Genomic DNA, 25,233 nt, shown 5'->3' on the forward strand with positions numbered 1-25,233 from the left:
GCAAACGGGCAGAATAATGATCTCTAGTAGCAAAAATCACCCTGGCCCTTGTTGTTCTGCATTAATTTAGAAGAAGCAGCAATGGCTTTTATTTTTTTATTTACTTCTTTTCCTATCCAGTACAGGTGACTTACACCGGCATGCAGCAGACCTTCTCCAAGATCGGCTTCGGTATACACATAAGCATTGCTTTTTTTAGTTGAATTTTTTACAGGCATTGTATTTTATTTTAAGATTGAGGATGATGTTTACTTGCTTTGTCACTTACGTGTTTAAAGCAAGTACTACAAAACCCCAGTGCTTTTTTAATTTCGCTTACACATACAGGGGTATTTATAACGGGCAATTGAGAAATAAATTGCGGCAATTAATTCCACACAATATCAACATTTGTGGAAATGAGTTGGGGTAAAGTCAGTCAGTTTAGGCCCGCGGTGCTTTGGGGATATTTTTTTCTGGTACAGCAAAGTACAATTTGCGTTCAATTTTTAACTTGGGGATAACTGCTGTTATTTTACTGACTTGTATATCACCCCATCCCTCATTACCCAGCGTACATCACTCAATGCCTGGATATCTTTTGTGGGATCATTTTTTACTGCAATGATATCCGCCAGGTTACCGGCTTTCAGTTCACCCAGCAATGGTTGATCCAGCAGGGCGGCAGCGTTGATGGTAGCGGTTTGTATGGCCTGCAGGGGCGTGTAGCCGTATTGCACCAGGAATGAAAAATCTTTTGATTCAGGCATGTTCCAGTCGTAGCCGCCGATGTCCGTGCCATAGGCAATTTTTACACCCGCCTTCATGGCTTTTTTAAACAAGGCAGGTTCAGATTCAGCAAATAGTTGATTGATGGGACTGCCTGCTTTGGCCCTTCCCTCCGCTACAAAATCATTCACATAAATGGTAGGGCACCAGTATACATTTTTTTGCACCATCAGGGCAATGCATTCATCATCCATTCCAAAACCATGTTCAATAGAAGATGCGCCGGCATTGATAGCGGCAAGAATACCATCTCTTGTTACGGCATGTGCAGCCAGTTTTCTGCGGCTGCGAATTGTTTCATCTCCGATGGCCATGATTTCTTCTGATGTAAAATTCGGGCTACTGCGATAACTGCCATCCGCCAATTTATAATAGCCCCTGTCCGCATAAATCTTTATCCAGTCTGCACCATGCGCAATCTGCTGCCGCACAGCTCTGCGTGCTTCATCCGCACCGGTAATTTCCTGCAGGCCTTTGGGCATGGTCAATTCCCAGGCATATTCTTTTTCACTGACCGGGTAATGGCCGGTAGTGTTAATGGCGAGTGTGGAGACAAACATTCTTGGCCCGGGTATTACATTGTTTTTGATTGATTTTTTAAGATCTACATCGGCATAACCTGCACCTTCTGTCCCCAGGTCACGGATGGTGGTAAAGCCCTGCTGTAAAGCAATATTGCAGCTGCGTACAGCCCGGATGGTGCGGTAGGGAATGGATTCTTTTAATATCTGCACATCATAATCTTCAGCCGTAATATCGCCCTGCAGCAATACATGGGTATGGCAGTCTATCAGGCCGGGAAGCACTGTATAAGCTGTTAAGTCAATCACCGTATCAGCTTTTATTTTTGCAAGGGCACCTGGCGGAAGTATACTGCCAATGCTGTTACCGTTTATAACAATCATTACATTTTTACTCATCTCGCCCGTGCGTACATCCAGCACCTGGCCACACTTAAGCACTGTTACTTTTTGCGACTGCGCGGTAAAAAATGAAATACAACAAAGAATAGAAAGTAACGATCTCATAAATTAGTTTTAAGCCTTTAAAGTACAACATTCCTTTTACCGGTGGTAATTGAGGAAAGATAAAATCGGTTAGAAGGCGAGTTTGCTTCCACAGAATCAATTGTAATACGCCAGGCCTGGCATGTGTTAGCCACTGCAAAATTGTTATTTATAACTTAATAAAGCAGGCCATTCAACAGGATGGTATTTTGTATCTTTAATGCTTATTCAACAAGTTTGTATGAAAAAATATTGCATTTCCTTTTTGGCCTTGCTGATGGCCATCAACAGCCACGCACAAAAAACAGTAACACTTCCCAACGGCTGGCAATTATCTCCTGCAGGTAAAAGTTTTTCGCTGGGCGATTTGCCGCTGAACATGGCCGTTAGTAAAAGCAAAAAATGGATGGCCGTTACCAACAACGGGCAAAGCACGCAAAGCCTGCAGCTGATTGATATTGCCGCCGAAAAAGTAGTTGACAATATTGAGATTGCTAAAAGCTGGCTGGGGCTGCAGTTTACAGCCGATGAAAAATATTTATATGCCGCCGGTGGTAATGATAACTGGATATTAAAATATGCAGTAGTAAAAAATAAGCTGGTATTAAAAGACAGCATTTCGCTGGGTGCAAAGTGGCCCAATAAAATTTCCCCGGCGGGTATGGCTATTGATGATGCCAAACATGTATTGTACGTTGTTACAAAAGACGACAATGCCTTGTACCTCATTAACCTGCTTACTAATAAAGTGATACAGCAGGTAAAACTGGAGGCAGAAGCTTATACCTGTTTACTATCGCCCGATAAAAAGCAACTCTATATCAGTTGCTGGGGATGTGATAAAGTAGTGGTGTTTGATACAGATAAAAAAACAATCAGCGGTCAGGTTGCAGTGGGCGATAACCCCAATGATCTTTGCATTACGGCCAATGGCAAATATTTATTTGTTGCCAATGCCAACGATAATTCAGTAAGCTTGATAGATGTTAAAAAGGCAGCTGTTCTGGAAACACTGTCAGCCTCTTTATTTGCCGATGCTCCTCCCGGAAGCACTACCAACGCACTGGCTTTGAGCCCTGATGAAAAGACCTTGTATATCGCTAATGCAGATAATAATTGCCTGGCTGTTTTTGATATCAGCACGCCGGGCTCCAGCCACTCAAAAGGATTTATTCCCGTGGGTTGGTACCCCACTTGTGTAAAGGCAATTGGTAATAAAATATGGGTCACCAACGGAAAGGGATTTTCTTCTTTTGCCAACCCCGCTGGTCCCAACCCAATTAAAAAACACAAAGTGGTTTTCCAGGGCGATGATAAATCGAATCCGATCAAAGAACAATATATTGGCGGATTATTTATCGGTACCATGAGTGTTATTGATATTCCGACACCGGAACAACTGGGAGAGTATGCAAAGCAGGTGTATAAAAATTCGCCGTACACAAAAGAGCGGGAAACAATCAGCCAGGGCGAATCAGGTAATCCCATTCCGCAAAAAATTGGCGATCCTTCCCCGATAAAACATGTCTTCTATATCGTTAAAGAAAACCGTACTTACGACCAGGTGTTGGGAGATATAAAGGAAGGCAACGGCGATACCAGCCTGGTATTGTTTGGCGAAAAAGTTACGCCCAACCAGCACAAACTGGTAAAGGATTTTGTTTTGCTGGATAATTTTTATGTGGATGGAGAGGTAAGTGCCGACGGGCATAACTGGAGCCTGGGTGCGTACGCAACGGACTACCTGGAAAAAAACTGGGTAACAAGTTATGGCGGTCGCGGTGGCGAATATGATGCAGAAGGGACACGGAAAGTTGCCAACAATAAAGGCGATTTTATCTGGGGCGCCTGTAAAAAAGCCGGCATCAGTTACCGTACTTACGGCGAGTTTGCAGATGATTATAAAGCCAATATTCCTGTATTGGAAAACCATTTTTGTCCTTACTACACCAGCTGGGACCAGCATGTGAGAGATACAACAAGAGTAGGCCAGTGGAAACGTGATTTTGATTCACTCGTTGCTATTAACGCATTGCCGCAATTAAATACTTTCCGTTTAATCAACGATCACACAGAAGGTATGAGCAAAGGCAGGCCTACACCGTTTGCGCATGTGGCAGACAATGACCTGGCAGTGGGCATGTTTATAGATTACCTGAGCAAAAGCCCGGTATGGAAAGAGAGTGTGGTTTTTGTGTTGGAAGATGATGCACAGAATGGTCCTGATCACGTAGATGCACACCGTAGCCCGGTGTATGTTGCAGGCCCTTATGTAAAAAGAAACTTTGCAGATCACACACCCTATACAACAAGTGGCGTACTGCGTACCATTGAATTAATTTTAGGCATTCCGCCCATGAGCCAGTATGATGCAGCTGCAACCCCGCTCTGGCGAAGCTTTACAGCCGTTCCGGATTTTACACCTTATAATACACTTCCTGCGCAGGTAGACATCACAGAAAAAAATCTGGTGTGGAATCAGCTCTCTAAAAAGTCAGCTACTTTTGATTTTAGCAAAGAAGACAGGATACCCGATATGGAATTCAGTGAAGTAATTTGGAAAGGCGTTAAAGGAATACATTCAAAAATGCCGGCTCCAAAACGGGCCGCCTTTTTAACAGTAAACCCGAAAGAAAAGGAAGACGACTGACCTGGTAAGTAATACATAATTGTCGCCTTAATTACCATATTTCTTCCTGCACGTTTTCCAATATCCCTCAATTTAGGAGGATACAATTTAACAGGATGCACAATTAATCATTTTGTTTTTGACACAAGCTGCAAACGCTTGCTGTTTCAATTTTTTCATATCAAATTTCCAGCTTCTGCAAATGACGTAATTTTGCCGCATGTTTTACGCAGCAGCTGCCCTGCCGGTTCAATAACGGGCGGGGAGTCTGCATAACTTAACCACATGTCAGCAGAACATCAACGTTTAGCAATTAATTATAAAAAACCTATTCCCCTTGAACAGTGGGGTCCATACCTCAGCGAACGGCAATGGGGTACGGTACGGGAAGATTATGGCTACCATGGTGATGCATGGGGCTACCTGCCTTTTGATCAGTCGCATTACAGAACCTATCGCTGGGGCGAAGATGGTATCGCCGGTATTTCTGATTATTTTCAGAATTTATGTTTTTCCGTAGCACTATGGAATGGTAAAGATAAGATACTCAAGGAGCGGTTATTTGGTCTCGGTAATTACGAAGGCAATCACGGGGAAGATGTAAAGGAATTGTATTATTACCAGGACAATATTCCGACGCATTATTACATGGAATATCTGTACAAATACCCGCAGAAAGAGTTTCCGTACGAAGACCTGAAAGCCACCAACCGCAGCCGTTCCATGCTCGACCCTGAGTATGAAATATTGGATACCGGCGTGTTTGACAACGATGAATATTTTGATGTAAATATTACTTACGCAAAACAAAATTCGCAGGACATTTTTATCAAGATTGATGTTACTAATCGCTACGATAAACCGGCAGCCATCACTGTATTGCCCACACTGTGGTTTTACAACCGCTGGGTCTATACACCTGATGAGCAAAAGCCAACACTGACCCTGCTTAATAAGACAACAGTAAAAGCCTATCACCGCCGTATGGGCCATTATTATTTTTATTTTCAGCAGCCTGAGGATGCGTTGTTTACAGAAAATGAAACCAATCTTGCCAAAGCAACAGGGGCTGCCAATGCAACTCCTTTTGTGAAGGATGCTTTTCATGATGCCATTATTGATGGCGCCATTCGTAAAAAGTTGCGCAATAAAAAAGAAGGCACCAAGTTTTCACCGGTGTATGAACTAAAATTAAAGGGAGGCGAAACCAAAACCATTTATTGTCGCCTTACCAACAAGGTAGAGGATAAACCTTTTAACAACGGGTTTGAAAATATATTCGCTGTGCGCAAAAAGGAGGCGGACGATTTTTACACAACCATCCTGCCTGGTAATATACCTGATGACCTGAAAAATATACAACGTAAGGCATTGGCGGGCATGTTATGGAGCAAGCAATATTATCACTATGATGTGGAGCGATGGCTTACTACAAGTGATGGCATTACGCCGGTAAATGATGGCAAAAAAACGGGCCGCAACAATGACTGGACGCATTTAAAAAACCAGGACATTATCGCCATGCCCGACAAATGGGAGTACCCATGGTATGCCGCCTGGGACCTGGCTTTCCATTGTATTTCGCTGGTGATGGTGGACCCTGTATTTGCCAAGAACCAGTTGCTGCTGATGATGCGGGAATGGTACATGAAACCCGATGGGCAACTACCTGCCTATGAATGGAATTTTAGTGACGTAAATCCGCCGGTACAGGCATGGGCTGCGCTGGAAGTGTACCGCATCGAAAAAGAAACCAGCGGCACAGGCGACGTTGTTTTTCTGAAAAAAATATTTCAAAAGTTGCTTATCAATTTTACCTGGTGGATTAACCGGAAAGACCGTAAAGGCAATAATATTTTTGAAGGCGGATTTTTAGGCCTGGATAATATTGGTGTATTTAACCGCAGCCATAACCTGAGCGATGCAATGCAACTCGAACAGGCCGATGGCACCAGCTGGATGGGCATGTACGCATTGAACATGATGGACATGGCGCTGGAGATTGCCAAACATGATGGCGCTTTCGAAGATATGGCAACCAAGTTTTTTGAACATTTTGTATTGATCTCTGAGGCCCTCAATAGTCACAGCCTGTGGAATGAAGAAGATAAGTTTTATTATGACTCATTGCGCATTGGTGATGATGCGCCGATGCCGTTGCGGATACAAAGTATTGTTGGCTTAACAAGTTTATTTGCTGTAAGCATTATGGACAGGGAAGTATTCGAACGCCTGCCTGATTTTAAAAAGCGGGTGGACTGGTTTGAAAATTATCGTGAGAAAAACAACCTGTTCTGGCCCAACGAAGAACATGGTGATGGTGAAGAAATATTGATTTCACTGGTAAAGAAAGACCGGTTGATTCACCTGCTGCACCGTATGCTGAATGAAGATGAATTTTTATCTCCCGGCGGTATACGTGCCTTGTCGAAGTATCATGCGGCCAATCCATACTCTGTAACGATCGATGGCATTAAATATGAAATTCAATACGATCCGGGTGATTCGACCAGTAATCTTTTTGGCGGCAACAGTAATTGGCGTGGCCCGGTTTGGGTGCCTATCAATTATCTTATCATCCGGTCTGTAAAAAAGTATGGTGAATTTTATGGAGATCATTTAAAAGTAGAATGCCCCGTAGGATCGGGAAAATTTTTGAACCTGGTAGAGGTATCCAAAGTATTAACTGATAGAATTGTAAGTCTGCTGGCCCTGAATGAAGCAGGTGAGCGCAGGTTGTATGGCGATGATAACTGGTTTTATAAAAAGCCGGGCAACGAAAAGCTGGTTTTGTTTTATGAATACTTTCACGGCGATAGCGGCAGGGGGTTAGGGGCCAGTCACCAAACAGGCTGGACCTCGCTGGTAGCAGATTTAATTGGTGGATGTGAGGTGAAGAAAGAGGAATGGAAAGAGGGCACCGGGCATGAAATTTTTATTGATGATGATGAAGATGACGGATAGTAAAAGAAATTGCAGGTATTATTTTAAACAATCAATAGTATGTCTATAACAAAAGAATCCGAATTGGCAGGGATGCAAAAAGTAAGTGAAGCAGTGGCGATCACGCTTAGAGAAATGCGCAGGCATTGTATACCCGGCATGACCGCTAAGCAACTGGATGAGTTTGGTGGACAAATTCTAAATGAGCTGGGAGCGAAGTCCGCACCGTGTTTAACGTATGGCTTTCCCGGATGGACCTGTATCAGCGTTAACAACGAAGTAGCACACGGCATTCCGTCAGAAGCAAAAATATTAAACGAAGGCGACCTGATCAACATTGATGTATCTGCAGAGTTGGATGGCTTCTGGAGCGATAATGGGGGATCATTTATTCTTGGTAAAGATTTAAATCAGCACCAGCATTTGGTGGATACATCCAAACGTATTTTGCAAAAAGCTATCAGTAATATAAAAGGTGGTGTGCGGATTGCGGACATCGGTCAATTGATAGAAACAGAAGCAAAAAAATCCGGTTATAAAGTAATTAAAAATTTAACGGGCCATGGTGTGGGAAGAAGCCTGCACGAAGAGCCACATGAAATTGCCAACTACCGCGACCGGCTTAATTTTACACGGTTTAAAAAGAATTCGGTTGTTGCCGTAGAAACTTTTATCTCCACCAGCTCAACCATTGCCAATACACAGGCTGATGGCTGGACGCTGATGGGAGATAAGGGCGGATATGTAGCACAACATGAACATACGATTATTGTAACCGATAGAATGCCGGTTATTTTAACTGCGTTGAATGAAATATGGAACTAGCCAGTTTTTTATAAGAGTTTACGCCTTTTTCAAAAGGTATAAACTCCATTGTATCAATAACGTTTAGCCCTGTCATACTGTACCGGCCATGCAATGTCTTCGCCCAGTTCTTTTGCCGCATGTAAAGGAAAATACGGATCCCGTAAAAACTGGCGGGCAAGGATAATCAAATCAGCCTGGCCGTTTGCCAATATATTTTCTGCTTCGGTTGCGGTAGTAATTAAACCAACGGCACCGGTTAATAAGGGAGTTTCTTTTTTTATTTTTTCTGCAAACGGTACCTGGTACATAGGTACCAAAGGAATTTTTTGTTCCGGTGAATTTCCTCCGGATGAACAATCAATCAGATCAACGCCCACCTCTTTTAATTTATTTGATAGTAGTACCGAATCTTCTTCCGTCCATCCACCGGTTACCCAGTCCGTTGCGGAGATGCGAACAAACAGTGGCAATTTTTCTCCCATTATTTTACGGGTGTCTGAGGCAATTTCGAGCAACAGCCTTGTCCTGTTTTCAAAACTGCCGCCATATTCATCTATGCGTTTATTGCTGAGTGGTGATAAAAATTCATTGAACAAATACCCATGGGCGGCGTGCAATTCAATTACTTTGAAACCTGCTTTCAGCGCACGTTGGGTGGCAGCAGCAAAATCATTTTTTAGTTTGGCGATGTCTTCACCCGTCATTGCTTTTGGCAGCGGTTCACCGTTGGTATGTGCAATAGCGCTGGGAGCTATGGTCTGCCAGGCTCCTTCTTCAGCAGTTAACGGTTTGTTGCCTTTCCACGGTACATGGTGACTTGCTTTCCGGCCTGCGTGCGCCAGTTGTATACCAGGTACAGAACCCTGAGACTCAATAAAACTGGTGATACGTTTTAAGAAATCAACCTGTTCATCTTTCCAGATACCCAAATCACCAGGCGAAATTCTTCCTTCAGGAGAAACGGCTGTTGCTTCCATAATTATAAGCCCGGCACCGCCTACTGCACGACTGCCCAGGTGTACGAGATGCCAGTCGTTGGCAAAACCATCGGTGGCTGAATATTCGCACATTGGTGAAACGGCGATCCTGTTTTTAAACTGAATATCCCTTATTGTAAGCGGTTGAAAAAGTAATGACATGTTTTTATTTTTTGCAAATGTCTGATGATTTGTTGATTAAAAATTGGTTTGTTTTAGCTTTGGCTAACAACGTGCCAGTTAATTTATTTTGGTTATTGTATTCGCTTCAATTATCTGTAAAACTTTTTTCAGGGTTTTTTAATTTTTTTTTGGTCATAATTAAAAATCGTCGTTTATTTGTCTATCAAAATAGTAGACTAATAGTTTACCGAGAAAAACATTTCAAATTTAAGGCAGCTTTTAACCACCATCAGCTGCCGCAGTTTTAAAAAAACTAACATGAATCTTTCCAACAAAAGTATGCGCTCAGCCGCATCGGTGGTAGTACGTTATTTTCAATCCTGCAGCAAAGTCTGTTGTTGCTGCTGTTGATCTTTCAGCCTTGCAATCTTTCATTTTTAATTACGTGAGCTTGTTATTGCGGTATTTTATTTCGTAATACCTATGCCTGTCGTAACCCTGTACCAGTGGCGTGTTAGCCGGTGGTTGGCTACTGTTATTTGTACAGGTTACGCCAGGTATCAATATCATAGCAATTAATATAAACCCCGCACGTGAGGCGGGTTTCACCAAGGCATTTTTGCTCATCAGAATAGGTAAGCGGGCATTTTATTGCCTCAATTAAATGCACAGATAATAAAACAACCGGTAAATTTTATTGCACCGGAAATTAAACCATATACCAATCAACATGAGTACAATTAAATTATACAATAAGGCAAAGCTGTTTATCATAACGGCATTGCTGGCGCTGAAAATTTTTCCATCCATTGCACAGGATGGAGTGCTGACAAATATTACGGGCCGTATTATAGAGCAGAAAACAAAAAATGGATTAACTGGTGCGACGATACACCTGCAGGGCTCTACCAATACAGTAACCACGGATGAGAAGGGTGCATTCAAACTAACCACTTATAAAAAAGCACCCTTCCTGCTTTCCATCAGTTTTGTTGGCTACCAATCGCAGGATATACAAGTTACGGACAGTGAACCTGTAACGGTTACGCTTGCTGAAACTTCTAACCAGTTATCGGAAGTGGCAGTTGTTGGGTATGGAACACAAAGAAGAAAAGACGTCACGGGTTCAATTGCCACCATACCCAGGGAAAATCTGAACCAGATAACACCTTCTTTTGATAATCTTTTACAAGGCGCTGTTGCCGGACTAAACGTTACACAAAGCTCCGGGCAGCCGGGCGCTACTTCCAGCATCAGGATACGCGGTGGAAACTCGCTGAGTTTTGGTAATGATCCATTGTATGTAATTGATGGATTTATTTATTATAATGATAACGGGTTGACGAATCTCAATCCTGCTTCCGGATCAGCCGTGACAGGGGTTTCCACCAATGGGTTGGCTACCATTAATCCAAGCGATATCGAGTCGATCGATGTATTAAAAGATGCCTCCGCTACAGCCATTTATGGTTCAAGGGGAGCGAACGGTGTGGTAATCATTACGACAAAAAAAGGTTCTAAAGGCTCCAACAATATTTCTTATACCGGTTCTTATGGAACACAGCGGGTGGATAAAAGAAATGATGTGCTCACCGGTCCCCAATGGGCAAAACTGTTTGATGATTTATACAAGGCAACGCCTACTATCCAGGTTGGACTGGCTGGCAACAAAAGGGTCATCGATTCATTGGGTGCGGCCGGAGTAAATGCGGATTGGGCCGGAGAAGCCATCCGCAGAGGCAACTCTCAAAATCACCAGTTAAGTATTTATGGCGGTGATGAAAAATCCCGGTATTCTATCCAGGGAAATTATTTTAACCAGGAGGGCACGCTGATAGCAACCGATTTTAAACGATACTCAGCACGCTTTAATTACGAGAAGAATTTTACATCCAAACTAAAAATTGCTACCAGCATTTTCGGGAGCAATTCAAACGAAAATAAATTAAGAGGCTCCGCATATAATGATATTGGTTTCAGCAGTGCTTATTCGTCTTTGTATTTAACCAATCCTTTGCAGACCATTAAAAACGCAGACGGATCATACAATACGACCCTGCAGCCGGCGCTGGGTGGTACAATCAATACTATCAACGGTCAGCAATATGCAGATAATCCTATCCAGGCAATTAATTCAATTACCAATCAAACAAAGCTTTCCCGGTTGCTAGGCAATTTTTCTGCCGAGTACAAATTACTGGATGGCTTAACAGCAAAGACAACTTTCGGTACGGATATGTTAAATACCAAGCTGTATTATTTTGCACCTTCCTATACAGCTGCCGGTAACTCTAGCGGTACGATTGCAGGCTCGGGTTCAGTTGGTACAATCAATTATATTGGTTGGCTGAATGAAAATACAATCACCTATGATCACTCATTTAAAGCCAAACATTTTATTAACCTGCTGGCGGGTTACACAACACAATACCAAAAATCAGAAAATACTTTTCTTGCTGGAACAACTTTTCCTTCCGATGCTTTAGGATACAATAATTTATACCTGGCTACCGCCAATAAAGTGACCGGCTCAGGCGAGGCAAAACAAACCTGGAATTCATGGCTGGGCAGGGTTTCTTATTCATTTGAACATCGTTACAATTTAACCGTATCAGGCAGGTTCGACGGAGCCTCTACAACAGGCGCCAATAACAAATGGGGCTTCTTTCCATCTGTTGGATTTTCCTGGAATGCATCAGATGAGAAGTTCTTAAAACAGTTTGATAAAATCATCAGCAACGCTAAATTAAGGTTGACAGCCGGCCGTGCAGGCAACGCCAATTTCCCTGCCTACAGTTCAATAGCCACCATCAACTCCAACGGTTATTATTTCGGTAGTCCGCTCTCGGCGGTAAACGGATTGTCGCCGACACAGCCATCCAATCCTGATTTATCATGGGAAACAACCACGCAATACAATGCAGGAATTGACCTCGGTTTTTTTCATAACAGGATAACGTTGACAGGTGATGTATACTATAAAAAAACAACCGATTTGTTTATCAGCGGTGGTGGTTTGATTCCACTGGCAACGGGCTATTCAACTATTTCTGAAAACATCGGCAGCCTTGAAAACAAGGGTCTGGAACTGTCACTTACAACAGAGAATATTAAGACCACGGATTTCTCCTGGAAGTCAACACTGATCTATGCAAGAAACGTAAGTAAAATTTTGAGCCTCGGTCCAAGCAAATCTTTTCAACCTGTGGCACCGACAGGGCAGGTATCTCCTGTGATTGTAAAAGTGGGGCTTCCGGTGGGTACGTTTTGGGGATATAGTACAGACGGTTTGCTTACTATGGCGGATGTATACGGGGAAGCACCAGCACCAAAATTATCAGGTGTATCTCAGCAAACAGGCGACAGGAAATACCTGCATGCAGCCGGTGTTACAGGCAAGTCTATTACTACCACCGACAAGCACAACCTGGGCAGTGCACAGGCAAAATTTACAGCCAGTTTCAGCAATACCCTCAGTTATAAGGATTTTGATCTGAACTTTCTTTTCCAGGGATCTTTTGGCAATAAAATATTTAACCTGTTGCAACAGCAATTAGAAAAAACAACTACTACAAGTAATGTTTCTGCTGTGTTGCTGGACAGGTGGGATTCTGTAGCCAATCCAAAAGGCCGTTTTCCTAAAGTCGTGAATGCGCCTGTGGTACAGGTCCAGGATACCTACATTGAAGATGGCTCTTATGTGCGCTTAAAAAATATTTCCCTGGGTTATAATTTCCCTAAAAAGTTTGCATCAAAAATCGGCGCCAAACAAGTTAAGCTGAATGTATCTGCTCAAAATGTATTAACCATTACATCTTATACAGGTGCTAATCCCGAAGCCAATTTCTACGACCAGAATAACCTGCAGCCGGGTATTGACTTCGGTGTATATCCCAATTATAAAACCTACCAGGTTGGTGTAACGGTTATCTTCTAAATTTTAAAAACAGCAAACAATGAAACAAACAATAATAGCATCTTCTTTAGCAGTTTTATTAGCAAGCTTGTTAACCTCCTGCAATAAGCTGAAAGAAAATCCACTCGGTAATTTAACACCGGGAAGCTTTTACCAAACACAGTCGGATGCGGTGGCAGCAGTTACCGCAGTCTACAGTACGCTAAGTACCGACATCAATAATGATTTCGCAATCTATGGCCGTAACCTGAATTTGGTGGTAGACAACCCGAGCGATAACCAGGTGTACAGTCCGTCCAATACCAACCCTGATGTGAGGGCTTTGGGCACGGCAACTTATGTAAGCACCAACGACAGGGTGCGTAAAATATACGGGCAGTTATACTGGAGTATCAACAAAGCAAATATTGCCATTGATAACATTCCGGCGATACCTGCGGCGCAGTTTTTAGATCCTTCGCATAGTGCACTAAACCTGGTAAGAGAAGCCAGATTTATCAGGGCCCTGGGTTATTTTAACCTGGTGCGTTTGTTTGGTGACGTGCCCGTAGTGTTACACGATTTAACCTCACTTAACGTGAATGATTTGAAAATAAACAGAACACCAAAAGATTCGGTTTACCTGCAGATAAAGGCTGACCTGGATTCTGCAACGCTGTTACCCGATACGTATTTTGGCGCAAACGTGGGGCGTGTTACAAGCGGTGCTGCACATGCTTTGCTGGCAAAAGTGTATACAACGCATTACGAATGGGACAAGGCAAAAACTGAGTTGGAAAAAGTTATTTCCTCAGGAACCGGTTTTACAAATACAACTGGCAATTATGGCTATGATCTTTTTTCAAAATTTGCAGATGTGTTTCAGCCCGCAACAAAAAATGGTAAAGAGCATATTTTCTCAGCACAGTTTAATGGAACCGCCGGCGGTTTTGTAAGCAACCAAAGCCTTAGTTCTTTTACCTGGAGTACGTCTGCATATACAGCAGATATACCTGCCGATGCATCCGTGATAGAAAATTTATTTAATGCAGAAGACCAGCGCCGCTCCACAACTTTTTATGATTCATTGTATAATCAGTCAACACAAAAATGGGCCAGATGGCCGTTCTATAATTTCTTAAAATTTGTTGATCAGAGCCCTGGTTTTACAGCAGCGCTTCCCGGCAGCCAGGGCGGCAGCAGCAAAGTCAATTTTCCTGTGCTGCGCTATGCGGATGTGTTGTTGTTGTATGCAGAAGTGCTGAATGAAATCAACGGCGCACCCACGCCGGATGCGTACCATGCCATTAATATTGTTCGTGGCAGGGCTTTTAACTCCTACAGTGGTAATGGTAATTATTCAAAAGATGCGTATGATTTACCATCGGGCTTAAGCCAGGCAGATTTCAGGGATTCTGTTTTTACAGAAAGAAGAAGAGAGTTTATACAGGAAAGCCAGCGCTGGTTTGATTTGGTAAGAAGAACAGACAAAGGCCCCGGTCAATATTATTTAGATGCTGTAAAAAGCATGCCCGGAAATCCAAAAGCGGCCGCCACATTAAAGGACACCTTGTTCCCCATTCCACAGACAGAAATTGATTTGTATGGGGGCACCAATCCAAATTTTAAACAAAACCCGGGCTGGTAATTTATCTCAATCGACATAAGTAACAATTTTTGGGAGTGGCGGGTGGGGACTGTCCACGACTGACCTCCGGGGGTTGGTGTCCTCATCAACCCCATAACTAACTAATATTTTTAAGAGCATAATAAAAACAACAAATGAAAAAGACAATTGCATACGCAATCATAGTTATTGGCTTGTTGCCATTGCGGGTAAAAGCGCAAAATGATACCGAATTTAAAGGTGTTATCGGCAAAACATTGGGCGAATCAAAAGAGTGGTGGGCTGCACCTGTAAAAGCACCGGCAGGGGCACCCAATGTTGTATGGATTATTTTAGATGATGTAGGCTTTGGTGCTTCCAGTGCATTTGGGGGGTTAATCCGTACCCCTACATTGGACAGTCTTGCCAACAATGGTTTAAGGTACACCAACTTTCATACCTGTGCCATTTGCGCTCCAACAAGATCGGCATTGTTGACCGGGCGCAACAGTCATTTCGTGCACGTGGGCGGCTTCTCTCATATTGCTTTGTCTGCTGGTTTTCCCGGTTATGATGGAAGGCTGCCGGCGAAAGATGGTACCATCGCAGAGATTTTACGGGACAATGGTTACAACACATTTGCTGTAGGCAAATATGGGGTTACGCCAGATGAAGAATCAACCGACGCAGGACCTTTTGATCACTGGCCATCCGGAAAAGGCTTTGAACATTTCTTTGGATTTTTGGGGTCTCAAACCGATCAGTATAAACCAGACCTGGTTGAAGACAATGCGCATGTTACGCCTGATGGACGACACTTAAGTGAGCAAATGACCGATAAGGCAATCAGCTATATTGCCCGCCAGCAGAAGAATGCACCGGGTAAGCCTTTCTTTTTATATTACTCACCGGGTGCAACGCATGCACCGCACCAGGTAGATAAATACTGGAGCGATCAGTACAAAGGAAAATTTGATGAAGGATGGGATGTATTCCGCGAAAAGGTTTTTGCCAATCAAAAAAAGCAGGGTATCATACCAGCCAATGCGCAGCTGCCGCCACGCAACGCAAGGGTACAGGAGTGGAACTCGCTATCCGCAGATCAGAAAAAATTGTTTGCCCGCTTTTTTGAAGTGTATGCAGGCTACCTCACCTACACAGATTTTCAAATAGGCCGTGTGGTGAATTATTTAAGAGAAAACAATTTGCTTGACAACACAATTGTATATGCTATCATCGGAGATAACGGCGCCAGCAAGGAGGGGACGTTGGAAGGTTCTATAACGCCTGCAACAAACTCCGCCCGCAAAAAAACGCAGGCTGATTATTTAAAAACCAATCTTGTGAATATTGATTCAATCGGCACAGCAGCAGGGTTTGCCAATTATCCGTTGGGATGGGCGCAGGCAGCCAATACCCCTTTCAGGGAATGGAAACAGGATGCGGATGCAGAAGGTGGAACACATAACCCGCTCATTATTTTCAATCCAAAAAATATAAAAGAGAAAGGTGGCATCCGCAACCAGTACGGACATGTAATAGATTTGTTGCCCACTACATTAGAGTTTTTAAAAATCAATACACCGGAATATGTGAGAGGCATAAAACAGGACAGCATCCAGGGAACATCGTTATTGTATTCTTTTGCTGATGCCAAAGCGCCATCAAGGCATACCATTCAGCATTACTACATTTTTGGCTCCCGCTCTATTTACTACAACGGCTGGAAGGCTGAAGCAGCGCACCATCCGGACAATGTTGATTTTGATTTTAAGCCGGGCGAAACAGTTGCAGACAAGGGCTTTGATGATGATGTATGGGAACTCTACAATCTGAATGAAGACTTTAATGAACGCAATAACCTGGCAAAAAAATATCCTGAAAAGTTGGCAGAGTTGAAAAAAATATTTGATCAGCAGGCTGAAAAAAATCACCTCTATCCGTTGATCGACTGGCATGATGTGAACAATAAAAAAATCCATCATCCAAATGGAAGCGATACACAGGCACCAATAAAATAATTTATAAAAGATAAATCAATTGTTATGACGCTGACAGATGTAAACATTATTTCAAAGAAGATACTTGTTGGATTTTTAATTTTCGTTGTGCCGCTGATTATCATCGCCGGCGGATTATTACTCGTAAAAATATTATTAAACAAATAAAACAAACCATTATGGCGCTGGATAAAGTTTTAGCAAAAAAAATCGGGAAAGACATTAGCGTAAGCCTTTTCATTTATGCACTTCCCGTGGTTGCCCTCTTTGCCTATTTCGCAATCAAGGGTCAAACCCCATGGGTAAACAATACCCATCAACCGGCCAATGTAGATGTGCCGGCCGTATTTAAGTTTTTAGAACCTGCATTGAAAAATATCAGGTCATGGGGCTTTTTGGTAATTGCATTGGTGCTGGGTGCAATAGAATTTGCACTTGGTTTGTATGATAACAAATGGACAAAGAGTGAGCGCAAGGTGGACATCGTTTGTTTTTTAGCGCCTAAGTTTTTGCTGCCACCGGTAACTGCTTTTTTTAGTCTGAAACTGTTGCCATTGATATTGCCTGGTCTTGCCAATGAATTTTCATGGGTGCCTTTCTGGGCGGGCTTTTTTATCATCGCAGTCGCGGATGATTTAACACAATACTGGTATCATCGCCTGCATCACCAGGTGCCTTTTTTATGGCGTTTTCACCGTACGCATCACTCAGCTCCTTACATGGGTATGGCCATGGCGAGCAGGCAGAATTTTATTTACACAGTTTTCTTTTCGCAGATCTATTTAACGGCAGCCCTTATTTATTTAGGACTTGGTTTTCCGGCATTGGTGGTGACTGTTATCAAATCGTTCATTACGCTTTCGGCACATTCAAGTATCGCCTGGGATAAACCACTTTATAAATACAAGGCGTTGCACCCTATAGCATGGGTATTGGAAAGATTGATATCTACACCTGCTACGCACCAGTCGCATCATGCCGACACCGTTGGTGATGGCGTTGGTAACTACAAGGGTAATTTTGGCAACATGTTTTTTTTGTGGGATGTAATTTTTAAAACGGGCATCATCACCCGCAGGTATCCAACAACCTTTGGTATTAAATTTTACAAACAGGAAGAATGGTATGCACAATTCTTATGGCCCATCTTTAAGTCGAAAGTGGCAGGGAGTGAACTTTCTGCTAACGGGCCCGAGGTTGGCGACGAAGTAGGTCCGGTACTTTTTGATGAATCCGATCTGTATGTTTCGAAGCAATTAAAAAGAGAGGCTGTTGCATAAATCATGGTAGTCGGTTTTGGTTAAATACACACATGCATGATGGTCGTGTTATACGGCCATTGTGCTTTTAAATGAACACAATGAAAAAGACAGTATTTTTTACGTTGCTTGCGCTGATTGTTACAGCAGGTAAAGCGCAAACCGCTTCAACGTTGCGCATTACCGGAACAAGATTTACCTTTCCCATATTTAAAAAATGGGCGGAAGAGTACAGGAAGGTTCATCCTGAAGTTACCATCCAGGTTGCATCCGGTATACCTGCAGATAGTGCAGACATTTTGATTGCGTCGCACATACTACAACCGGGGGATGTAAAGGAGGGACAAACCAGTGTTGCCCTAACCCGGTACGTGCAACTGCCGGTTGTAAATAGTGCAAGGCCTGATTTAAATATACTTACCGGGAAAGGCTTTACAGAAGCAAATTTCAGGCAGATTTATTTTACAGATGCAAGTGCCGCCAATGGTTTCAATAGTTCGTATACAGTGTACAAGCGCCAGAAAGCCGCCTGTTCTTCCGTGGCATTTGCCAATCACTTTGGTGGTGATCATAAGGATATAAAAGGAACGGGCGTAGCCGGCGATGACCAGGATTTGCTGGAAGCTGTAAAGGCTGATGTCAATGCGGTATCTCACAACAGCCTGGGTATTATCTACAATATTCAAACAAGAAAAGTGAATGACAGCATCGCAATCGTTCCGATTGATTTAAACGAAAATGGAAAGATAGATGCAGAGGAAAAAATATATGCAACATTGGATGGGGTAGTGTTATTTGTTGAAAAAACAAATCATCCCAAAATCCCAACAGAAAATGTAAATGTAATTTTCAGTGAAACAAAAAATCACCAGTTAGTGACTGATTTTTTAACGTGGGTAATTGCAAAAGGCCAGCAATTCAACCATCAATTTGGCCTGCTGAATTTAAGTGCTTCCACCGTACAACAGGAGCAGGCGTTGCTTGTTAAAACAGATGTGTTAAAATCGTGTACGCCTTCTTTGACTGGGTTAAAGAGCAATACTGTAAAAGGTGAGATAAAAACTAATAGTCAATAAACTTTGCCCGGTCCGGTTGCGACCGGATAAAATTGTTACCTGATATAAACCACGTGATAGGTTTAATAAGGATATTTGTTTAACATGAAGAGAAAAATTTACCGGCGTTTATTAATGGTTTGCCTGCTTATGCTATGGTTGTTGCGAGCAAATGCACAGACACATAGAGCAAAACCAAACATTGTTTTCATTTTAGCAGATGATCTTGGGTATGGTGACATTGGCATCAACGGACAAAAATTAATCCGCACACCCAACATCAATCAACTGGCAAAAAGCGGGATGGTGTTTAAACAATTTTACGCAGGCGCTACCGTGTGTGCACCATCCAGATCAGCGTTGCTGACGGGCCTGCATACCGGGCATACGTTTATACGTGGCAACGCAGGGGTATCACCTGAAGGTCAGCAACCCATCCCGGATTCTGTTCTCACATTCACAGAAATATTAAAACAGGCAGGCTACAGAACAGGTGCGTTTGGTAAGTGGGGATTGGGTCCTGTAGGTTCTTCCGGCGACCCCAATAAACATGGCTTTGATGTTTTTTACGGCTACAATTGTCAGAGTTTGGCGCACCGGTATTACCCAACACATTTTTGGAGCAACAACCAAAAAATAGAACTCGAAGGCAACGCCGGTTTTCTACAACAAAAACAATATGCACCCGATTTGATTCAACGCCAGGCTATTGATTTTATCAGCGCCGATGATGGCAGTAAACCATTCTTTTTGTTTTTGCCCTATACATTACCGCATGCGGAATTAGCCGTGCCGGATGACAGCATTTTTCAATACTACAAAGGCCGGTTTAAAGAAACACCTTATAAGGGCAAGGATTATGGTGCCGGAGCAGTATCGGATGGCTATGCATCACAGCAATACCCGCACGCAACATTCGCTGCGATGGTCAGCAGGCTGGATATGTATGTGGGACAGGTAGTCAGCAAATTAAAAGAGAAAGGCCTGGAGAAAAATACGCTGATCATTTTTACGAGTGATAATGGTCCGCACATGGAAGGCGGTGCTGATCCCGTTTTTTTTAACAGCGGCGGCGGCTTTCGCGGTACAAAACGCGACCTTACCGAAGGCGGTATCCACATCCCTTTTATCGCCAGCTGGAATGGTGTAATAAAGGCCGGAACAACCACGCAACATGTGGGCGCCTTCTGGGATTTGTTTTCCACTTTTGCTGAACTGGCAAATGCCAAACCGGCAAAGCAAACAGACGGTATTTCATTTCTTGCGACACTTACCGCAAAAAATAAACAACAACATCACGATTACCTTTACTGGGAGTTTCACGAGCAAGGCGGCAAACAGGCCATAAGAAAAGCCAACTGGAAAGCCATTCGCTTACTGGTAGATTCCCTGCCGGACGGACCTGTTGAATTGTATGATTTATCAAAAGATCCGGGTGAAAAAAATAACCTGGCGTTCCGTTATCCTGCTAAAGCAAAAGAATTAAAATTGCTGATGGACAAAGCACATGTCCGGTCAGCATTGTTTCCATTTAAACACGAAGAATAACCATGAAGCAATTAAATTTTAGTAGGGCAATACTGATAATACCAACCATTGCATGCATTACCTTAATCACGGCTTTTACAAAAAAGAAAAGAGGCAACGATGGGGTAGCTGGTTTAGTCGCCCATGAAAAATTAAGCTGTATAGCATGCGTAAGTACATCCGCAAAAATACCTTCCCGTTCATTTGCCTTTAAAATGGTGTCGTTTGAAAATAGTGTTGTTGCGGATAACAACATCAGTGAAGAAATGAAATTAATCCCAGGTGGAACATTTAAAATGGGTACGGATGAATATGAAGATTGCAAGCCCGTTCATAGTGTTACTTTAAAGCCATTCCTGATGGACGAACATGAGGTAACGAATGCACAGTTTGAAAAATTCGTCAAGGCGACAGGTTATAAAACAATTGCTGAACGTCCGCTGAATCCGAAAGATTATCCGGGTGTTGCAAAACAAAAATTGGTGCCGGGTTCTGCCGTATTTACACCAACCGAAAAACCTGTTTCACTGGAAGATCCTTACCAATGGTGGGTGTATCTGCCCGGTGCTAACTGGAGACATCCCCGCGGTCCTTCAAGTTCCATTGCAGGAAAATTAAAAGAACCCGTTGTACAGATATGCTACGCAGATGCATCGGCTTATGCAAAATGGGCAGGTAAAAGATTACCTACTGAAGCGGAATGGGAATTTGCCGCGAGGGCTGGAAGGCCCGCTACCAAATACTATTGGGGTGGTGAGTTGAAGCCCGGCGATAAATGGGTGGCCAATATCTACCAGGGTAATTTCCCGGATCACAATACGAAGGAGGATGGATTCAGTGGTGTAGCGCCGGTGAAATCTTTTCCCGCCAACCCGTATGGTTTGTATGATATGGACGGAAATGTGTGGGAATGGTGCAGTGATTTGTACCGGCCCGATTATTATAAAAGTAGTCCTGCCAATAACCCGAAAGGTCCGGCTGATAGTTTAGACCCCGATGAGCCCGGCCTTGAAAAACATGTGCAAAGAGGAGGGTCATTTATTTGCAGCGATCAGTATTGCATCCGGTATAAAGCCGGCAGCAGGGGTAAGGGCGAAACCTCCAGTGCAGGTAATAATTTAGGGTTCCGTTGTGTGAAGGATGTGAAATAGATTAGTAGCTATGAAGCCCATTCCTGCAACTGCCGGATGTCTTCGGGTGTTGTCCGGCAGCAGCCGCCAATAATTGTTGCACCGGCTGCGAACCAACTTTTCGCATCATTAATAAAATGATTGTGATGTGCTGTATCAGGCAACCAGCATTTGCTGACAGCATCCCAGGTTTCGCCTTTGTTAGGATATACTACAATAGGTTTATCTGTTTGTTGGGCGGCAATTGTTATCAGCGATACGATGTATTGTGGAGCCGTGCAATTAACACCGGCTGCAATAATTTGCGGACTTTGACTGACGAGTTTGATAGCATCGGCAAAATTTTCTCCACTGCTGATATGTGTTTCATTCTTACAACTAAAACTGATCCATGCATACACACGCGGAAATTCTGCAAGCAATTCAACAAGGGCAATCGCTTCCTCAATACAGGGAATTGTTTCGCAAGCCAAAAAATCAGCTCCGGCATCAATCAGTACTTTTAAACGCTCCCGGTGAAATAATTTTAATGCGTCTACGCTAACGCCATAGTTACCGCGGTATTCAGATCCGTCGGCAAGCGATGCACCGTATGGCCCTACAGAGGCGGCAACCAGTGGTTGTGTTTTACGGGATACAGTTTTCATCGCTTCGTTGCGGGCATTAATGGCCAGTGTTACACTCAGCTGCATCAATTCAACTGCCTGCTCTTTTGTGTAGCCATTTTTTTCAAAACCTTCAAAACTTGCCTGGTAACTTGCCGTAGTGATGATGTCTGCGCCAGCTATCAGGTAATCATAATGCACCTGCTGAATTAATTGCGGATCTTCTTTCAGCAATTTGGCCGACCACAAGGCATGATTCAGATTGGCGCCACGTGCTTCCAGTTCGGTAGCCATTGCGCCATCGGAAATTACAATTCCTTTATCGGCTATAAATGGCGCAAACAGATTTTTCATATATGGTGTATTGGTAAAAGGACAGTCTTATTTTGTCAGCTTCACAGCGGTATCCAATCGTTGCGCCACATTATCCCAGTTGATAATATTGAACAGTGTATCAACAAAATCAGTGCGTTTGATTTTGTATTTTAAATAATAGGCATGCTCCCAAACATCAATCACCAGTAATGGAATGGCGCCCCATTGAGTAAGTTTTTCGTGGTTCTCACATTGCAAAACTGTCAGGCTATCGCTGTAAGGTTGATAAGCCACGATGCCATCCATTGCCATCCACATTTTTGAAGGTTTCTGAAATCAATGATTTTAAGCGTTCTTTGCTGCCAAAATTTTTCTCAATGCGTTTTAATAAATCTCCGCTGGGTTCCGTTTTTTTATTAATAAGATTTGTCCAGAAGATAGAATGTAAAATATGCGATGAAAAATGATAGGATAACTTTTTGGTCCAGAAATCTACTGTTTCCAGGTTGTTGTCATCCAGCCCTTTTTTAATCATTTGCAAATCTTTATTGGCTCCTTTAACCGCACCACCATGATGAAAGGTATAATGCAGGTGCATGGTTTCAGCATCCATATAAGGCTCTAAAAAACTTTCGCTGTATGACAATGCCGGCTGGATATAATTGCCATTTGCATCCACCAGTTTATCAATAGAATTGTCGGCCAGGTTTTTTGCAAAGGCAGTGTTGGTTCCCAAAAAAGTGGCGGCTCCGGCTAAACTTCCTGCTTTTAAAAAATGCATTCTGTTCATACAACTATTTTTATGATGATGCCCAATAGTGCAGCGACTAAAATTACGTAGGGTTCCTGAATTTTTTTGTTAACAAGTAAGGCGGTAATTGTTATTGCGGCTATGACGGCCGTTGTAATATCGGTGATACTCCTGGAGGCAATGACAACTACTGAACCCACCAAAGCACCAACCACGGCGGCTGTAATGCCATCTACAAACGCTTTGATGGATTGATTTTTTGCTATCTTTTTAAAATAGGGAGCTGGTATAATGGTAAACAGGTAACAAGGCAAAAAAGTGGCCAGTGCCGCAACTGAGGCACCAGGAAAACCGGCTATCAGATAACCGATAAAACCGACCGTAATTACCACCGGGCCGGGCGTGATCATGGCTACGGCTACCGCATCTACAAATTGTTGTTCATTTAACCAATGATTTTCTGTTACAACACCTGCATGTAAAAATGGAACAATGGCAAGGCCGCTTCCAAAAACAAAGGCCCCCGCTTTGGCAAAGAAGATGGCTATTTTGCCCAGTGTGCCGGCCTCATAGTTCCAGAAACCAATTTGTAAAAGAACAAAAGTATTGGCCGTTTTATTGCTGAACCATTTGGGGGGTGCTTTTACAAACATATAAATAAGCCCTGCACCAACAAACAGCAACAGCTGCTCATGTTGGGTAATAAAAGTAATGATTGCTGCTGCGATATAAAACAGCCATAACAGCCAATGTTGTTTAAAAGAAGCCAGGTTAAACTTGCCGATTGATTTTGTGGTGAGTTTGTAAGAACTATTTGTAATGATACCGATGACAGCTGCTCCTACACCATAAAATACAGCCTGCATCCAAACGAGTCCGTCGTATAATTTATAGGCCATGCCCAACAATACCACCATTATAAAAGAAGGGATTACAAAAGCAATCCCCGCTATTGTTGCACCTGCAACTTTATGATGTACGAAGCCCAGGTAAATAGCCAACTGTGCCGCCAGCGGGCCGGGCGCCAGTTGTGCAAGGGCAAGCCCCTGTTTGTATTCTTCCTCTGTTATCCAGCCCCGTTTTTCTACCAGGTCTTTATGCATGTATCCCACCAATGCGACAGGACCACCAAAACCGGTGGTACCCAATCTTAAAAAATAGATTGCCAGTTGGTGGATACTATAGGTTGCTTCTTTTTTGTCCGTCATATTGTTTTTCTTCTCAGGTTAAAGCCAATTAACGCAGCAGTCGTTTAACCATGGGAGACGGATAATATGTTATCAAAGGACAGAATAAGATGAAGTAGTTGACAGGTTTAAATCCGGAGACATCTGCATCTAATACAAACATACTATGGCAGCAACGTTGTTTTCTTTTTTAAAAACCGGGTGTAAAAACTGTATACATGACAGCCTGCGCAAAAGCCGACAGCAGCTTCCAGCAGGGCAAAAGTAGCCAGTACTATTGCCAATACCAATGCGCTGTTTTTTAAATCAGCAGCAATGCAAACCAGGATGGCCGCTGAAAAAAGAAACCCAATTTTTGCAGCAAACCTTTTGGGTGCCCGGTCGGTGGGTTTATTTTTTATTGAAAATGCAGCCACTAGTTTATCGCACACTACGCCCAGTAAACTGTAATTGGCAAAATTAAATCCGCGTACAAAAAAGTCTATCAGCAAAAATGCAGGGATAACCCAAAGGCTGGTAAAAAGGTAGACAAGCGTAAGAATGAATACCAGTCCTGCGGTTAATCTTGCTTTGTTTTCATTGATGGTGACAAAATCTACCGGGCATTCAATGTTGTTATTGGCCATGATGTTTTTTAATTTGATGGTAA

General features: G+C 43.0%; 19 protein-coding genes. 11 read left to right on the plus strand and 8 right to left on the minus strand.

What is annotated here, in order from left to right:
• Nucleotides 1–23: 23 nt before the first annotated feature.
• Both JWR61_RS04435 and JWR61_RS04440 read right to left on the minus strand, forming a co-directional pair.
• Nucleotides 24–218, minus strand: a complete 195-nt coding sequence (locus JWR61_RS04435) for a hypothetical protein (protein ID WP_301926641.1) — start codon at nucleotides 216–218, stop codon at nucleotides 24–26.
• 291 nt (nucleotides 219–509) lie between these two features.
• On the minus strand, nucleotides 510–1,796 hold the full coding sequence (locus JWR61_RS04440) for an amidohydrolase family protein (protein WP_301926642.1): 1,287 nt from the start codon (nucleotides 1,794–1,796) through the stop codon (nucleotides 510–512).
• A gap of 220 nt (nucleotides 1,797–2,016) precedes the next feature.
• Between JWR61_RS04440 and JWR61_RS04445 the strand changes: the two genes are divergently transcribed.
• The 3 genes from JWR61_RS04445 (at nucleotide 2,017) to map (ending at nucleotide 8,172) form a co-directional block, all read left to right on the plus strand.
• A complete protein-coding gene (locus tag JWR61_RS04445; protein WP_301926643.1) occupies nucleotides 2,017–4,425 on the plus strand; it encodes a bifunctional YncE family protein/alkaline phosphatase family protein in 2,409 nt (802 codons plus the stop codon).
• A gap of 264 nt (nucleotides 4,426–4,689) precedes the next feature.
• Nucleotides 4,690–7,368, plus strand: a complete 2,679-nt coding sequence (locus JWR61_RS04450) for a glucosidase (RefSeq protein WP_301926644.1) — start codon at nucleotides 4,690–4,692, stop codon at nucleotides 7,366–7,368.
• A 39-nt stretch (nucleotides 7,369–7,407) separates the two neighbouring features.
• On the plus strand, nucleotides 7,408–8,172 hold the full coding sequence (gene map / locus JWR61_RS04455; RefSeq protein WP_301926645.1) for a type I methionyl aminopeptidase: 765 nt from the start codon (nucleotides 7,408–7,410) through the stop codon (nucleotides 8,170–8,172).
• Nucleotides 8,173–8,225: 53 nt separating this feature from the next.
• On the opposite strand, the gene JWR61_RS04460 is transcribed toward map, so the two are convergent.
• Nucleotides 8,226–9,293 carry an NADH:flavin oxidoreductase/NADH oxidase gene (locus JWR61_RS04460; protein WP_301926646.1) on the minus strand — a complete coding sequence of 356 codons (1,068 nt, stop codon included), beginning with the start codon at nucleotides 9,291–9,293 and terminating at the stop codon, nucleotides 8,226–8,228.
• A 691-nt stretch (nucleotides 9,294–9,984) separates the two neighbouring features.
• Between JWR61_RS04460 and JWR61_RS04465 the strand changes: the two genes are divergently transcribed.
• The 8 genes from JWR61_RS04465 to JWR61_RS04500 all read left to right on the plus strand — a co-directional run bounded on the left by JWR61_RS04465 (nucleotide 9,985) and on the right by JWR61_RS04500 (nucleotide 21,747).
• A complete protein-coding gene (locus JWR61_RS04465) occupies nucleotides 9,985–13,191 on the plus strand; it encodes a TonB-dependent receptor (RefSeq protein WP_301926647.1) in 3,207 nt (1,068 codons plus the stop codon).
• Nucleotides 13,192–13,210: 19 nt separating this feature from the next.
• A complete protein-coding gene (locus JWR61_RS04470; RefSeq protein WP_301926648.1) occupies nucleotides 13,211–14,797 on the plus strand; it encodes a RagB/SusD family nutrient uptake outer membrane protein in 1,587 nt (528 codons plus the stop codon).
• A 134-nt stretch (nucleotides 14,798–14,931) separates the two neighbouring features.
• Nucleotides 14,932–16,776, plus strand: a complete 1,845-nt coding sequence (locus JWR61_RS04475) for an arylsulfatase (protein WP_301926649.1) — start codon at nucleotides 14,932–14,934, stop codon at nucleotides 16,774–16,776.
• Between the two features lie 24 nt (nucleotides 16,777–16,800).
• Nucleotides 16,801–16,923 carry a hypothetical protein gene (locus JWR61_RS04480; protein WP_301926650.1) on the plus strand — a complete coding sequence of 41 codons (123 nt, stop codon included), beginning with the start codon at nucleotides 16,801–16,803 and terminating at the stop codon, nucleotides 16,921–16,923.
• A gap of 11 nt (nucleotides 16,924–16,934) precedes the next feature.
• Nucleotides 16,935–18,035, plus strand: coding sequence for a sterol desaturase family protein (locus JWR61_RS04485; RefSeq protein ID WP_301926651.1), 1,101 nt, complete (start codon nucleotides 16,935–16,937; stop codon nucleotides 18,033–18,035).
• A gap of 80 nt (nucleotides 18,036–18,115) precedes the next feature.
• Nucleotides 18,116–19,090 (plus strand): hypothetical protein, encoded by a 975-nt coding sequence (locus JWR61_RS04490; protein WP_301926652.1) that lies wholly within the window; start codon nucleotides 18,116–18,118, stop codon nucleotides 19,088–19,090.
• Nucleotides 19,091–19,174: 84 nt separating this feature from the next.
• On the plus strand, nucleotides 19,175–20,617 hold the full coding sequence (locus JWR61_RS04495) for an arylsulfatase (protein WP_301926653.1): 1,443 nt from the start codon (nucleotides 19,175–19,177) through the stop codon (nucleotides 20,615–20,617).
• Between the two features lie 2 nt (nucleotides 20,618–20,619).
• A complete protein-coding gene (locus JWR61_RS04500; protein ID WP_301926654.1) occupies nucleotides 20,620–21,747 on the plus strand; it encodes a formylglycine-generating enzyme family protein in 1,128 nt (375 codons plus the stop codon).
• Between the two features lie 8 nt (nucleotides 21,748–21,755).
• On the opposite strand, the gene mmuM is transcribed toward JWR61_RS04500, so the two are convergent.
• The 5 genes from mmuM to JWR61_RS04525 form a co-directional block, all read right to left on the minus strand.
• Nucleotides 21,756–22,685 (minus strand): homocysteine S-methyltransferase, encoded by a 930-nt coding sequence (mmuM, locus tag JWR61_RS04505; protein WP_301926655.1) that lies wholly within the window; start codon nucleotides 22,683–22,685, stop codon nucleotides 21,756–21,758.
• Nucleotides 22,686–22,712: 27 nt separating this feature from the next.
• Nucleotides 22,713–22,952 carry a Fe-Mn family superoxide dismutase gene (locus JWR61_RS04510; RefSeq protein ID WP_301926656.1) on the minus strand — a complete coding sequence of 80 codons (240 nt, stop codon included), beginning with the start codon at nucleotides 22,950–22,952 and terminating at the stop codon, nucleotides 22,713–22,715.
• Nucleotides 22,915–23,436: a superoxide dismutase gene (locus tag JWR61_RS04515; protein ID WP_301926657.1), complete on the minus strand. Its 522-nt coding sequence runs from the start codon at nucleotides 23,434–23,436 to the stop codon at nucleotides 22,915–22,917. The genes JWR61_RS04510 and JWR61_RS04515 overlap by 38 nt, the downstream gene beginning before the upstream one ends.
• Nucleotides 23,433–24,605 (minus strand): chromate transporter, encoded by a 1,173-nt coding sequence (locus JWR61_RS04520; RefSeq protein WP_301926658.1) that lies wholly within the window; start codon nucleotides 24,603–24,605, stop codon nucleotides 23,433–23,435. Before JWR61_RS04520 ends, JWR61_RS04515 begins: the two co-directional genes overlap by 4 nt.
• A gap of 143 nt (nucleotides 24,606–24,748) precedes the next feature.
• Nucleotides 24,749–25,210: a DUF4395 domain-containing protein gene (locus JWR61_RS04525; protein ID WP_301926659.1), complete on the minus strand. Its 462-nt coding sequence runs from the start codon at nucleotides 25,208–25,210 to the stop codon at nucleotides 24,749–24,751.
• Nucleotides 25,211–25,233: the final 23 nt, after the last annotated feature.

This window comes from Ferruginibacter sp. (assembly GCF_028288465.1).
Lineage (GTDB): Bacteria > Bacteroidota > Bacteroidia > Chitinophagales > Chitinophagaceae > Ferruginibacter.

Coding starts and splice junctions, on each gene's coding strand:
- JWR61_RS04435 (WP_301926641.1), bottom strand. CDS start 218: ATGCCTGTAAAAAATTCAACTAAAAAAAGCAATGCTTATGTGTATACC.
- JWR61_RS04440 (WP_301926642.1), bottom strand. CDS start 1,796: ATGAGATCGTTACTTTCTATTCTTTGTTGTATTTCATTTTTTACCGCG.
- JWR61_RS04445 (WP_301926643.1), top strand. CDS start 2,017: ATGAAAAAATATTGCATTTCCTTTTTGGCCTTGCTGATGGCCATCAAC.
- JWR61_RS04450 (WP_301926644.1), top strand. CDS start 4,690: ATGTCAGCAGAACATCAACGTTTAGCAATTAATTATAAAAAACCTATT.
- map (WP_301926645.1), top strand. CDS start 7,408: ATGTCTATAACAAAAGAATCCGAATTGGCAGGGATGCAAAAAGTAAGT.
- JWR61_RS04460 (WP_301926646.1), bottom strand. CDS start 9,293: ATGTCATTACTTTTTCAACCGCTTACAATAAGGGATATTCAGTTTAAA.
- JWR61_RS04465 (WP_301926647.1), top strand. CDS start 9,985: ATGAGTACAATTAAATTATACAATAAGGCAAAGCTGTTTATCATAACG.
- JWR61_RS04470 (WP_301926648.1), top strand. CDS start 13,211: ATGAAACAAACAATAATAGCATCTTCTTTAGCAGTTTTATTAGCAAGC.
- JWR61_RS04475 (WP_301926649.1), top strand. CDS start 14,932: ATGAAAAAGACAATTGCATACGCAATCATAGTTATTGGCTTGTTGCCA.
- JWR61_RS04480 (WP_301926650.1), top strand. CDS start 16,801: ATGACGCTGACAGATGTAAACATTATTTCAAAGAAGATACTTGTTGGA.
- JWR61_RS04485 (WP_301926651.1), top strand. CDS start 16,935: ATGGCGCTGGATAAAGTTTTAGCAAAAAAAATCGGGAAAGACATTAGC.
- JWR61_RS04490 (WP_301926652.1), top strand. CDS start 18,116: ATGAAAAAGACAGTATTTTTTACGTTGCTTGCGCTGATTGTTACAGCA.
- JWR61_RS04495 (WP_301926653.1), top strand. CDS start 19,175: ATGAAGAGAAAAATTTACCGGCGTTTATTAATGGTTTGCCTGCTTATG.
- JWR61_RS04500 (WP_301926654.1), top strand. CDS start 20,620: ATGAAGCAATTAAATTTTAGTAGGGCAATACTGATAATACCAACCATT.
- mmuM (WP_301926655.1), bottom strand. CDS start 22,685: ATGAAAAATCTGTTTGCGCCATTTATAGCCGATAAAGGAATTGTAATT.
- JWR61_RS04510 (WP_301926656.1), bottom strand. CDS start 22,952: ATGGATGGCATCGTGGCTTATCAACCTTACAGCGATAGCCTGACAGTT.
- JWR61_RS04515 (WP_301926657.1), bottom strand. CDS start 23,436: ATGAACAGAATGCATTTTTTAAAAGCAGGAAGTTTAGCCGGAGCCGCC.
- JWR61_RS04520 (WP_301926658.1), bottom strand. CDS start 24,605: ATGACGGACAAAAAAGAAGCAACCTATAGTATCCACCAACTGGCAATC.
- JWR61_RS04525 (WP_301926659.1), bottom strand. CDS start 25,210: ATGGCCAATAACAACATTGAATGCCCGGTAGATTTTGTCACCATCAAT.